The sequence below is a fragment of the Pseudomonas sp. KH_040 genome (assembly GCF_057839305.1).
On the sequence record NZ_CM174487.1, the window covers coordinates 1,617,500 to 1,630,118 of the forward strand.

Sequence of the window (12,619 nt, forward strand, 5' to 3'; positions counted from 1 at the left end):
TTTTATAGGTCAGAGCCTCACGGCTCTGGCCTTGTTTGTTGTTGCCGGAACAAAAATGCCGGTCGGTGGTTTCCGGTGTTCCTTGCTCCATATCGCTTAACCCTGCTCGTCGTAACGGGAGCTGTATGTCGATACCAAGTTTGAAATCTTATCTCTCCATTTTCGCCACCGTGCTGTTGCTCGGTCAGGCTGTACCTGCTGCGCAAGCAGCCGATCTGCCTGACTTCACCCAATTGGTCGAACAAGCGTCGCCAGCCGTGGTGAACATCAGTACCACGCAGAAACTGCCGGATCGCAAAGTGAACCAGCAGATGCCTGATCTGGAAGGCCTGCCGCCGATGCTGCGCGAGTTCTTCGAACGTGGCATGCCGCCTCAACAGCGTTCGCCGGGCGGTGGTGGTCGTCAGCGTGAAGCGCAGTCGCTGGGCTCGGGCTTCATCATCTCTCCGGATGGCTACATCCTGACCAACAACCACGTGATTGCCGATGCCGACGAAATTCTCGTCCGCCTCGCCGACCGCAGCGAAATGAAAGCCAAGCTGATCGGCACCGACCCACGTTCCGACGTGGCGCTGCTGAAAATCGAAGGTAAGGATCTGCCGGTATTGAAGCTTGGCAAATCCCAGGACCTGAAAGCCGGCCAGTGGGTCGTCGCTATCGGTTCGCCGTTCGGCTTCGACCACACCGTGACCCAAGGCATCGTCAGTGCCGTCGGTCGTAGTCTGCCGAACGAAAACTATGTGCCGTTCATTCAGACTGACGTGCCGATCAACCCGGGCAACTCCGGTGGTCCGCTGTTCAACCTGAGCGGTGAAGTGGTCGGCATCAACTCGCAGATCTACACCCGTTCGGGCGGCTTCATGGGCGTATCGTTCGCGATTCCTATCGACGTGGCAATGGATGTGTCCAACCAACTGAAGAGCGGTGGCAAGGTCAGCCGTGGCTGGCTGGGCGTGGTCATCCAGGAAGTGAACAAGGATCTCGCCGAGTCGTTCGGTCTGGATAAACCGGCCGGCGCGCTGGTTGCCCAGATTCAGGATGACGGCCCGGCAGCCAAGGGCGGTCTGCAAGTCGGTGACGTGATCCTGAGCATGAACGGCCAGCCGATCGTCATGTCTGCTGACCTGCCACATCTGGTCGGCGCGCTGAAGGCTGGCGCCAAAGCCAATCTGGAAGTGATTCGTGAAGGCAAGCGCAAGAACGTCGAGCTGACGGTTGGCGCGATCCCGGACGAAGACAAAGAACTGGATGCACTGCCAAAGTCTGGCGCTGAAACCACCAGCAACCGTCTCGGTGTTGCCGTGGGCGAACTGACTGCCGAGCAGAAGAAAACCTACGACCTTAAAGGTGGTGTGGTGATCAAGGAAGTGCAGGACGGTCCTGCAGCGTTGATCGGTCTGCAACCAGGTGACGTGATTACTCACCTGAACAACCAGGCCATCGGCTCCAGCAAGGAGTTCGGTGAGATCGCCAAAGCGCTGCCGAAGAACCGCTCGGTGTCGATGCGCGTGCTGCGCCAAGGCCGTGCCAGCTTCATCACCTTCAAGCTGGCTGAATAACCCAGCGGTAAGGTAAAAAAGAAACCGCCTCGAAAGAGGCGGTTTTTTTATGCCTGAAGCTTTTGTCTTGGTGGGTAACGATCAGCCCATCATGTCCTTGATCATCCGCTCCTGCTCCATCAGCTCACGCTGACGGGCGTCAATCCGCGAGGACAGCGGGAAGTTGCTGCCAGCCTTGCGCTTGGCGAAGTCCAGTTGCTGGATGGCCTGGCGGTAGTCGCCGACCAGTGCGAAATATTCTGCGCGCGCCTGGTGCAGGCCGATGATATTGCCCGACAAGCCACGAGTCTCTGCGACCTGATACCAGACGTCCGGATCATCCGGACGTGACTTGAGTAATGCTTCCAGTGCTTTTTCGGCATCCGGCGCACGATTCTGTTTCAGCAGCAGATCCACCCGAACCTGATTCAGGGGATAGTTGCCCGGATATTGCGTGAGCATGCGGTCAACCCGCGATTGCGCATCCGGCAAACGATTATTGGTAATGTCCAGATCGACCTGAGCAAGGTTGTAGATGATTTCGTTAGGCGATGTTGCCAGCAATTGCTTGAGGTTCTCACGCGCCTCATTCAATTGGCCGCCCTTGATCTGTGCAATCGCCAGACCGTAGCGCGCCACATCGTTTTTCGGATTCTCATCCAGCTGCGCACGGAAACGCTTGGCGCCCAGGCCCGGGGTTTCTTCGTAGATCAACTGCACGCGCGCGCGGATCAACTGATAGCGCTTGGAGTCTTCAATGCCGCCCGGTTTGGCCTGTTCGGCGCGGTTACGGGTGTCGGCGATACGCGATTCGGTCACCGGGTGAGTCAGCAGGAATTCCGGTGGCTTGGCGTCGAAACGATATTGACGCATCAAGCGTTCGAACATGGTCGGCATCGAGCGCGGGTCATACCCGGCCTTTTCCAGATTGAGAATGCCGATACGGTCGGCTTCCTGTTCGTTCTGACGGGAGAAGGTCCGCTGCGATTGAATCGCCGCCGCCTGAGTGCCGGCGATGGTCGCGATACCGGCGTCACCGCCGCCGGCTGCCGCAATGACGATCCCGGCCAGCAGCGCGGCCATCATCGGCACCTGCATCCGTTGCGAAGCCTCTACACCACGAGCAAAGTGGCGTTGCGACAAGTGCGCCAATTCGTGCGCGAGTACCGAGGCGTATTCCCCCTCGGTCTGTGCGTTGAGGAACAAGCCGCCGTTGACCCCGACCACACCACCCGGCGCGGCAAAAGCGTTGAGCTGCGGGCTGTTGATCAGAATGAATTCAAGGCGCCGGTCAGTGACCTGGCTGGTCTCCACCAACTTGTACACGCTGGATTCGACGTAGTCTTTGAGCTGCGGATCGTTGAGCTGTGAAACCTGGCTGCGCAACATCGCCAGCCAGGCGCGGCCGAGCTGGTATTCCTGTTGCGGCGAGACAATGGCAGAACTGGCGTCGCCGAGTGACGGCAGATCGTCGGCAAAGCCTGGTGAGGCGAGCAGGCAAGCGAGCGTCAGCAGGGTAGGGCGCAGAAAAGTCATGCACAAAGCCTTAGAAGACAAAGACCTTACTGTAGCCGGACACCGGAGCTGCGACCAGATATTCTAGGCAGCTCGACGACCCGAACCGGAGTGACGCAATGACTGACGCTGTAGCCCATGACGTGGAACTGGACGCCAGTGGCCTGAATTGTCCGTTGCCGTTGCTCAAGGCAAAAATGGAACTCAACAAGCTCCAGAGTGGCGCTGTTCTCAAAGTCATCGCGACTGATGCGGGGTCACAGCGCGACTTTCGCACCTTTGCCAAGTTGGCCGGTCATACGCTGCTGCGCGAAGAAGACGAAGCAGGCGTCTACCGTTACTGGTTGAAAAAGGCCTGAAACCGACAGCGTTAAATCTAAGGATTATTGATGTTCAAAGTGTTACGCGACTGGATTCAGCGCTACTTCTCCGATGAAGAAGCCGTGGTGCTGGCGGTGCTGCTGTTTCTCGCCTTCACGGCCGTGCTCACACTTGGCGGCATGCTCGCGCCAGTGTTGGCGGGGATGGTGCTGGCGTATCTGATGCAGGGCCTGGTGGTCACGCTGGAACGTCTGCGCGTGCCGGGTGGCGTGGCGGTAGGGTTGGTGTTTGCGCTGTTCATGGGCGTGCTGATGCTGTTTATCGTCGTGGTGCTGCCGTTGCTCTGGCATCAGTTGATCACGCTGTTCAACGAGCTGCCCGGGATGCTCGCCAAATGGCAATCGCTGCTGTTGCTGTTGCCCGAGCGCTATCCGCATCTGGTGCCCGACGAGCAGGTTTTGCAGGCGATCAAGGCCGCGCGCGGCGAGATCGGCAAGTTCGGCCAGTGGGCGCTGACATTCTCGCTGTCGAGTCTGCCGCTGCTGGTGAACATCATGATCTACCTGGTGCTGGTGCCGATTCTGGTGTTCTTCTTCCTGAAGGACCGGGCGATGATCGGCGAGTGGGTGCGTGGTTATCTGCCACGTGAGCGCGCGCTGATCACTCGGGTTGCGCAGGAAATGAACCGGCAGATCGCCAACTACATTCGTGGCAAGGTCATTGAAATCGTGATTTGTGGCGGTGTGACCTACATCGCCTTTGTCGCCCTTGGGCTCAACTATGCCGCACTGCTGGCGTTGCTGGTCGGTGTGTCGGTGGTGGTGCCGTATGTCGGCGCTGTGGTCGTGACCGTGCCGGTGCTGTTGATCGCATTGTTCCAGTGGGGCTGGAGTGATCAGTTCATCTATCTGATGGCGGTGTACGGCATCATTCAGACACTGGATGGCAACGTGCTGGTGCCATTGCTGTTCTCGGAGGCGGTCAACCTGCACCCGGTGGCAATTATCTGCGCGGTGCTGTTGTTTGGCGGGTTGTGGGGATTCTGGGGCGTGTTCTTTGCGATCCCGCTGGCGACGCTGTTCAAGGCGGTGCTGGATGCGTGGCCGCGCCAAGAGCCGGCGGTGGCGCCACTGCTGTAGCGGTTGATGCAAATTGTTTGGTGACACTTAGGGCCCATTCGCGAGCAAGCTCGCTCCCACATTGGACTTGTGAGCGCCACAGATCCAATCTGGGAGCGAGCCTGCTCGCGAAGGCGTCAGTAAAAATGACGCAAAACCATCAGGCTTTATTCAGATCCTGAGCAGCAGCCAATACGGCATCCACATGCCCCGGCACTTTCACACCGCGCCATTCCTGACGCAGCACACCGTCCTTATCAATCAGGAACGTGCTGCGATCAACGCCCAGGTATTCCTTGCCGTACAGCTTTTTCAACTTGATCACGTCGAACAATTGGCAGACAGCCTCGTCCTTGTCACTGATCAGCTCAAACGGAAATTCCTGCTTGCACTTGAAGTTCTCGTGGGACTTCAGGCTGTCGCGGGAGATACCGAATATCTCGGTATTGGCTGCCTGAAACGCGGCGTACTGATCACGAAAGCCCTGACCTTCAGTGGTGCAGCCCGGCGTGCTGTCCTTCGGGTAAAAGTAGATCACCACTTGCTTGCCCTTCAGGGCAGACAGGCTGACGGTCTGCCCGCTAGTGGCAGGCGCTTCGAAATCGGCAACCGGTTGGTCGATGACAACGGCCATGAAAGCTTCCTTACATTGGGTTTTGTGGGCGCCAAGGCTCGATCAGTGCATCCAGGTTCATCGCATCGGAGAAATCGAGGAACTGGTCGCGCAGCCAGCTGATCTGGGTGCCGGCCGGCAGGGTCACGGTGAACGTGGCGTTGAGCATGGTGCCGCCGGTCTGCGGCGCCTGATAGGTGTCGCAGGTCAGGTTTTCCAGTTCGACGTTGTGATCCATGAAGAACTGGCACAGCTCATTGATGATGTCCGGGCGATACGCCGAACTCACATACGCCACGTACGGCAGCGCCTGCGGACGATTTTCCAGCGGCGCGCTGCGCACCACGTTGACGGTGAAAGCATGTTTCTTGGACAGGCCCGACAGACTGCCTTCCAGGCGAGCAAGGGCGTCCCAGCTGCCGGAGACCTCAAGGATCAGCGCACTGCACTCGCCATGGCGAGTCAGGCGCGAAGTAACCACGGCGCAGCGATTTTCATGGCTGGCGCGGCACAGGACGTTAGTCAGCTCCATGGGGTTGGCGCCGAGGGCACTGATGACAAGGAATTGTTCGCGAACTGTGGGGGTGGACATGCAGCATTCCTAAAGCGATGAGCGGTCGGTAGGTTTACGGGCGTTGGCTGCCGTGGAGTGCCTGTTCTGGCGGTCCGTACAAAGAGGCCCGGCAAGCTCGCGGCTCGCTCCACTATAGCGGGAGCGCGCCGATGCGACGCAGGAACGGGGTCTGGGAGGCCGAAAAGGGAGGCTGGAACCCGGCGTACAAGCTGATCAGTACCGATCAAAGTCTGAAGGGTAGCGAAAAGCGGCGCCAAGGGGAATGGCGGCAGCGCAGTACTTCGCTTGTGCAAGCATCTTGGCGCCAGTACCATTACCGCTCTCTTTTTCCGGCAGGAGCGGTTTCATGATTGCGGGCAGTATGGTGGCACTGGTCACTCCCATGGATGCACAAGGGCGTCTTGACTGGGACAGCCTCAGCAAACTCGTGGACTTCCATCTCAAGAACGGCACCCATGCCATTGTCGCGGTCGGTACTACCGGCGAGTCGGCAACCCTTGATGTAGAAGAACACATCGCCGTCATCAAAGCCGTGGTCAAACAGGTTGCCGGGCGCATCCCGGTCATCGCCGGCACCGGCGCCAACTCGACCCGCGAAGCCGTCGAGCTGACCCGCAACGCCAAAGAAGCCGGCGCCGATGCCTGCCTGCTGGTCGTTCCGTACTACAACAAGCCGACTCAGGAAGGCCTGTACCAGCACTTCAAACACATCGCCGAGTCTGTCGACATTCCACAGATTCTCTATAACGTTCCTGGCCGCACCTCTTGCGACATGCAGGCCGAGACCGTGATCCGCCTGTCCACCGTGCCGAACATCATCGGTATCAAGGAAGCCACCGGCGACCTGAAACGTGCCAAAGCGATCATTGATGGCGTGAGCAAGGACTTCATCGTGCTGTCCGGCGATGATCCGACCGCCGTTGAACTGATCCTGCTGGGCGGCAAAGGCAACATCTCGGTGACCGCCAACGTCGCTCCGCGCGAAATGGCTGATCTGTGCGAGGCCGCGCTGAAAGGCGACGCCGACACCGCACGGGCGATCAACGAAAAACTGATGCCGCTGCACAAAGACCTGTTCATCGAAGCCAACCCGATTCCGGTGAAGTGGGCTTTGGTTGAAATGGGCCTGATGCACGAAGGCATCCGCCTGCCACTGACCTGGCTGAGCACACCTTGTCATGAAACGCTGCGCTCGGCCCTGCGCCAGTGCAGCGTCCTGGTTTAATTGAGGAAGTACAACGCATGAAGCGAATGGCCGGACTTTCCGCACTTGCCTTGATTATCTCCAGCACCAGTGGCTGCGGATGGGTCTGGGGCCCGGAAGGTTATTTCCGTGACCGTGGTAGCGATTACCTGGAAGCGCAACAGACTGCACCGATGCAACTGCCACCGGATGTCAGCACTTCCAAGCGTCTGGATCCGCTGTTGCCGATCCCGCGCAACGTTGCTGATGACACCGCCAAGGGCGAATACATTGTGCCGCGTCCTCAGCCGCTGTCGGCCGTTGCCGATGCCAGCGATTACTCGCTGCAGAAGAGCGGTGATTCGCGTTGGGTCGTAGCCCAGCACCCACCGGCCGAAGTCTGGCCAGTGGCGGTGCAGTTCTTCCAGGACAACGGTTTCCGTCTGGATGAACAGCGCCCGCAAACCGGCGAATTCACCACCACCTGGCAGCATTCCGACGAACTGTCCGCGTCCATGGCCAAGCGCCTGAGCGCAGCCGGTATCGCCAGCGACAGCGAAACCCGCGTGCGTGTGCGTATCGAGCCGGGCGTGCAGCGCAACACCAGTGAAATCTACGTGGTCAGCGCCGAGCGTCCTGCCGGTAGCACTGCCGATGTGGCCTTCACCAACCGTTCGGTCAACACGGGTCTGGACGCGGCGCTGGTCGATGACATGCTCGCAAGCATGAGCCGGATCTCCGAGAAGGGCGGTTCGGTGTCGATGCTGGCCTCGCGTGATTTCGATACGCCGAGCCGTGTCAGCCTCAGCGAAGACGGCAGCGGTAACCCGGTGTTGAACGTCGGTACCGATCTGGACCGTGCCTGGTCGAGCGTTGGCCGTGCACTGGAACAAGGCGAATGGCGCGTTGAAGACATCAACCGCAGCCTCGGCCTGTACTACATCAACCTGGCCGAAAAAGCCGAGAAGAAAGACGACAAGCCTGGTTTCTTCAGCAGCCTGTTCGGCAGCGCGCCGAGCAAGGAAGAAGTTGAAGCCCGTGCCGAGCGTTATCAGGTTCGCCTGAGCAAGGTTGGCGAGAACATTCAGGTCACCGTCGAGAAAAACATCAACACCGTCGCGCCGGCTGAAGTGGCACGCAAAGTGTTGAGCGTGATTCAGGACAACCTGGGCTGATCAACCATGCGTTTTGCCGTTCTCGGCAGCGGTAGCCAAGGGAACGGCACGCTGATCGCCAGTGCTGATACGTACGTGCTGGTGGATTGTGGTTTTTCCCTGCGGGAAACCGAAAAACGCCTGTTGCGCCTGGGTGTAAACCCGGCGCAACTGAGCGCGATACTCGTAACCCACGAACATGCCGACCACGTGCATGGCGTGGGTTTGCTGTCTCGGCGCTACAATCTACCGGTCTACCTCAGTCGCGGCACACTGCGCGGGATGCGCAAACCGATTGAACCCGCGGGCTTTCTGGCCGGCGGCGAGCAACTGCAGATCGGCGCACTGAACATCGGGGTCATTGCCGTGGCCCATGATGCGCAGGAACCGACCCAGTATGTCTTCAGTGATCACGAGCAGCGGCGTTTCGGCCTGCTGACGGACCTGGGGTCCTACTGCGAGCGGGTGCTGGACGGTTATCGGGACCTCGATGCGTTGATGATCGAGTCCAACCATTGTCGTGACATGCTGGCCCGTGGTCATTACCCGTACTTTCTCAAGCAACGGGTGGGCGGCGAGCTGGGACATTTGAACAACCATCAGGCGGCATTCCTGGTGTCCGAGTTGGGCTGGCAGGGCTTGCAACATCTGGTCCTGGCCCACCTGAGCAGCAAGAACAACCTGCCGCAGCTGGCCCGGCAATGTTTTGTCGACACCCTCGGGTGCGACCCGGACTGGCTGCAACTGGCCGATCAAGATTCAGGGCTCGACTGGCGCCACATCGCCTAGCCCACCTACTTAGCAAGCGGAGCCCATCATGGAAAAACGTGAAGAACTCTACCGCGGCAAAGCCAAATCGGTTTACAAGACCGACGACGCTGACCGCTTGATCCTGCTGTTTCGCAACGACACCTCGGCGTTCGACGGCAAGCGCATCGAGCAGCTCGACCGCAAAGGCATGGTCAACAACAAGTTCAACGCCTTCATCATGCAGAAACTCGAAGCGGCCGGCGTACCGACCCAATTCGACAAACTGCTGGCCGACAACGAAGTCCTGGTGAAGAAGCTCGACATGATCCCGGTCGAGTGCGTCGTGCGTAACTACGCCGCCGGCAGCCTGGTCAAGCGTCTGGGTGTCGAAGAAGGCCTGAAGCTCAACCCTTACACCTTCGAACTGTTCCTGAAGGACGACGCCAAGGGCGACCCGTTCATCAACGAATCCCACGTTGTGGCATTCGGTTGGGGCACCGCCGAGCAACTGGTTCGCATGAAAGAACTGTCGCTCAAGGTCAACGAAGTCCTGACCAAGCTGTTCGACGACGCCGGCCTGCTGCTGGTCGACTTCAAGCTTGAATTCGGCGTGTTCAGCGACGGCTCCATCGTCCTCGGCGACGAGTTCAGCCCGGACGGCTGCCGTCTGTGGGACAAGGACACCAAGAAGAAGATGGACAAAGACCGCTTCCGCCAGGGCCTCGGTGATGTCATCGAAGCCTACGAAGAAGTCGCCAATCGTCTGGGTGTACCGCTTTAATCGACGCAAGCATCTGATAGCACGAAGAAATTTTCGAAAGAGGGTTTGCTTTCGGTAAAAGTGTTGTTATGATGCGCGCCGTTGGAGAGATGCCAGAGTGGCCGAATGGGACGGATTCGAAATCCGTTGTACCTTCACCGGTACCTAGGGTTCGAATCCCTATCTCTCCGCCATTATTGAACAAGACGAAGCCCCCGTAATCATTGCTGATTACGGGGGCTTTTTCGTTTTCGGGCTTTCGTTCAGGGCGTTTCCAGGGCAAAAGGAACCGTAAGGGCGCTTTGGGGTGTTGCGCGGTTCCCTACACTGCAGTCTGGCTCTGTTCGGCAATGAGCGACTGCTGCGCATCCCTGAGCTGCTTGAGGGGCTGCAAGGGGGCTCTGAGTCGGTCGCGTATATTGGGTGGCGTTCGAGCTGCACTCGCTGGCAGATCGGGAGGGGGCGAGGTTATCGCTCGTAAGACAGTGGTGGCCCCAATGGGCTGGCAGATTGACTGGAGTTATGGGGCATCAGAGACATCGGCGAACGGGGGCTGATTGCACCCCGTCTGTGCCAAGCTTTTATTAATGTAATCCGTTTGCGCTCGCATTGATCATGTCAGTGCTGACCTGGCCAAAGACAGCGTGCATTCAGCAATCTTTCCCGAGTGCACGAAATTTCATATTGTCATCCTTGATTTCAGCCAGTTCAGCTCTGCCCGGGTCAAATAGCTATCGATAACGACTAAAGCTGCGTGGTGCGCTCATTTTTTTCGTGGCGCAGGGACTCTAGAATGTACGGAGCAACGTATTGCGAGCCGTACATAGATAGGTGGTTTCTGTCGTTGTATAGAACTTTTCCGCCCTTCGCAGCGTAGCAACTGTCGGAATCGCAGAACAACGACGCTAAGTCGATTATTTTTACGTTGGTAAAGTCTTTTGCCACGCGTTGAACAATTTCGTTATAGGCGGAATTTACGCTGTCCTGATCGTAAACTTTCCTTGGGAATGAGCAGCCATCATTCTTTTCAGTAATTCGGAAAGGGCGTGTGACACATGCCGATGGGTCAAACGGCAGGGTTGGGTTGTCTAGCACCACCACAATATTCTTCTTGGCTTCAGATAGCATTTCGAAGGATCTCCTCATGCCTGATTCCAGAACTTTTCTGAAATCCTTCTCGCCAGGGTTTCGAATGTCTACAGCGTCCTCCCAAGAACATTTTGGGTTATGCGCAAGAAGTACGTTTACTACGCTGCTGTTTTTTGAGGCGTAATCATATGCCTCATTGATGAGGCGATAGGCATTCGCGCGAACCTTCGCGGCGGCTTTGTCCTTTTGTGCGGTAGATGTATCGTAAAATGGCGCAGCGCAACTGGCCGGAAAAACAGCTAAACCCTTGTCGGCCTTAGAGTAGGTGCTTAGACCTGCAAACAGGTGTGCCGCATGTGAGTCGCCTATGACTGCGCTGGTAATCAAGCCATCCTGAATCAGGCACGGGTTATCAGTCATGGTGTTCCAGTCGGGAAATCTGGTTGCGCAGTTCGTCAGCGAAATTGCGGTATTTATCTCGATGGCTCGGGCTACTTCGTTTTTGGTCTCCAGCGGGGTAGCGGCTGGGTGTTTATAGGTTGCAAATCCGCCAATCGCGATAACTATCATCAACCCGACAAAAGCCGGGGTTTGGCGCGGCTGCTTTACTATTCCGGCGCGAAGCGGCTTCTCGATTAATGAATAAGTAATCCATGCTAGTAATATTGATGCTGCGACCGCCGCCGATCTTATCTCGATACTGGTTTCTTCACTTTGGACTATGCGGGCGAACGCAAGCAGAGGCCAGTGCCAGAGGTACAGCGGAAAGCTGATCAAACCTATGGCGACAGCCACCCGTGTTGAGAAAATTCTTCGGTTAATTACAGATGAAGGTCCTGCTGCTATTAGGAGTACCGACCCCAGCACAGGAAGTATTGCGCGCCAGCCGGGGAATTGATCGCTCGGCTTGAAGCTAAATAGTGCGAAGAATATGAGTGCGAGCCCGGCAGCGCTGAGCGCGTCATTGAGTCTGGATTGCTGTCCTTCGAACTTCGACGCCCACCACGGCTGTAAACAGGCCCAAGCCAGCAAGGTGCCTGCCAGCAGTTCCCATGCGCGGGTCGGCAGTAGGTAGAATGTGGCGTTTGGATCTACACCTATGAAGTAGAGATTCAAAATCAGTGATACTAATCCAATAGCCAGAATTAGCTTGATAGCGCTAAGTCTTACCTTCCAGGCCGCCCAAAGTATCATGGGGAAAAGCAGGTAGAATTGCTCTTCAATTGCGAGTGACCATAGATGCAGTAATGGTTTTAGTTCTGCTGCGGTGTCGAAATATCCACTCTCGTACCAGAATGCAAAATTTGCTACAAATCCTGCGCCTGCTGCGATGTGCTTGGAGAGTTCGGTCATCTCATTCGGTAACAAGACAAGCTTTCCAACAACCCAGCAGGTTATTAGCACCAGGGTCAGGGCTGGAAAGATTCGACGTATCCTTCTGGCGTAAAAATCTGAAAAACTGAAAGTGCCTCGGTCAATGCTTTTAAGTAGTATGGTGCCGATTAAAAAGCCGGATATGACAAAGAATATATCAACGCCTACGAATCCCCCAGGCACCAGAGTCGGGAATGCGTGAAAAATCACAACAGAAATAACAGCCAGCGCGCGGAGGCCGTCTATGTCTCTTCTGTATTTTAAATTGGGGTTTGTCATTGACGTTGGCTCATTTTCTTGCTAGTTGCAGGGTGAGGGCGGGAGGTCGCGATAGTGCCACTATTTCGTTGCCAAGGAAACTCCGGTCGAATTGCCGCGACGAGCAGCAAAAGGAAAACAGCTTAGGCGTTTAGCGAAATCTGCTGCGAAAGGGAGATTTCGTCATGGGGTTAATAAGGGCGGCGAATCCCTACCTCTTCGCCATTACACGGAAAAAGCCCCGTAGATGAAAATCTATGGGGCTTTCTCATTTCAGCAGAAGCAACATCGCCTCCACATCAGGCATTCACGACTGCGAATGCACCAGCTTCCGTTTGATCAAGTCATACACATCGCTATGCGTCGAGTTAT

Annotated in this window: 11 protein-coding genes and 1 tRNA gene; 8 read left to right on the top strand and 4 right to left on the bottom strand. The window is 57.0% G+C overall.

What is annotated here, in order from left to right; translation table 11 throughout:
• Nucleotides 1–125: 125 nt before the first annotated feature.
• Nucleotides 126–1,559 carry a DegQ family serine endoprotease gene (locus tag AC3IUF_RS07255; RefSeq protein ID WP_007911403.1) on the top strand — a complete coding sequence of 478 codons (1,434 nt, stop codon included), beginning with the start codon at nt 126–128 and terminating at the stop codon, nt 1,557–1,559.
• Between the two features lie 81 nt (nt 1,560–1,640).
• On the opposite strand, the gene AC3IUF_RS07260 is transcribed toward AC3IUF_RS07255, so the two are convergent.
• The gene (locus AC3IUF_RS07260) at nt 1,641–3,074 is read right to left on the bottom strand and encodes a M48 family metalloprotease (RefSeq protein WP_016984698.1); all 1,434 of its coding nucleotides are present in this window, start codon (nt 3,072–3,074) and stop codon (nt 1,641–1,643) included.
• A gap of 98 nt (nt 3,075–3,172) precedes the next feature.
• On the opposite strand from AC3IUF_RS07260, the gene AC3IUF_RS07265 reads away from it, so the two are divergent.
• Nucleotides 3,173–3,412 (top strand): sulfurtransferase TusA family protein, encoded by a 240-nt coding sequence (locus AC3IUF_RS07265; protein ID WP_007911399.1) that lies wholly within the window; start codon nt 3,173–3,175, stop codon nt 3,410–3,412.
• A 30-nt stretch (nt 3,413–3,442) separates the two neighbouring features.
• Nucleotides 3,443–4,513: an AI-2E family transporter gene (locus tag AC3IUF_RS07270; protein WP_489280803.1), complete on the top strand. Its 1,071-nt coding sequence runs from the start codon at nt 3,443–3,445 to the stop codon at nt 4,511–4,513.
• A 139-nt stretch (nt 4,514–4,652) separates the two neighbouring features.
• Here the strand turns inward: AC3IUF_RS07270 and AC3IUF_RS07275 are convergent, their stop codons facing one another.
• Nucleotides 4,653–5,126: a peroxiredoxin gene (locus AC3IUF_RS07275; protein ID WP_007911395.1), complete on the bottom strand. Its 474-nt coding sequence runs from the start codon at nt 5,124–5,126 to the stop codon at nt 4,653–4,655.
• A gap of 10 nt (nt 5,127–5,136) precedes the next feature.
• Nucleotides 5,137–5,697 carry a glycine cleavage system transcriptional repressor gene (locus AC3IUF_RS07280; protein WP_007911394.1) on the bottom strand — a complete coding sequence of 187 codons (561 nt, stop codon included), beginning with the start codon at nt 5,695–5,697 and terminating at the stop codon, nt 5,137–5,139.
• 328 nt (nt 5,698–6,025) lie between these two features.
• On the opposite strand from AC3IUF_RS07280, the gene dapA reads away from it, so the two are divergent.
• From dapA to AC3IUF_RS07305, 5 genes are all read left to right on the top strand, one after another.
• On the top strand, nt 6,026–6,904 hold the full coding sequence (gene dapA, locus AC3IUF_RS07285; protein ID WP_007911392.1) for a 4-hydroxy-tetrahydrodipicolinate synthase: 879 nt from the start codon (nt 6,026–6,028) through the stop codon (nt 6,902–6,904).
• A 17-nt stretch (nt 6,905–6,921) separates the two neighbouring features.
• Nucleotides 6,922–8,037 carry an NlpB/DapX family lipoprotein gene (bamC, locus tag AC3IUF_RS07290; RefSeq protein ID WP_007911391.1) on the top strand — a complete coding sequence of 372 codons (1,116 nt, stop codon included), beginning with the start codon at nt 6,922–6,924 and terminating at the stop codon, nt 8,035–8,037.
• Between the two features lie 6 nt (nt 8,038–8,043).
• A complete protein-coding gene (locus AC3IUF_RS07295; RefSeq protein WP_007911390.1) occupies nt 8,044–8,805 on the top strand; it encodes an MBL fold metallo-hydrolase in 762 nt (253 codons plus the stop codon).
• 28 nt (nt 8,806–8,833) lie between these two features.
• Complete coding sequence (purC, locus tag AC3IUF_RS07300) at nt 8,834–9,547, top strand: phosphoribosylaminoimidazolesuccinocarboxamide synthase (protein WP_007911389.1); 714 nt, start codon at nt 8,834–8,836, stop codon at nt 9,545–9,547.
• An 83-nt stretch (nt 9,548–9,630) separates the two neighbouring features.
• Nucleotides 9,631–9,720 (top strand) — tRNA-Ser (locus AC3IUF_RS07305).
• A gap of 550 nt (nt 9,721–10,270) precedes the next feature.
• On the opposite strand, the gene AC3IUF_RS07310 is transcribed toward AC3IUF_RS07305, so the two are convergent.
• The gene (locus tag AC3IUF_RS07310) at nt 10,271–12,268 is read right to left on the bottom strand and encodes an acyltransferase family protein (protein WP_123376316.1); all 1,998 of its coding nucleotides are present in this window, start codon (nt 12,266–12,268) and stop codon (nt 10,271–10,273) included.
• Nucleotides 12,269–12,619 lie beyond the last annotated feature (351 nt).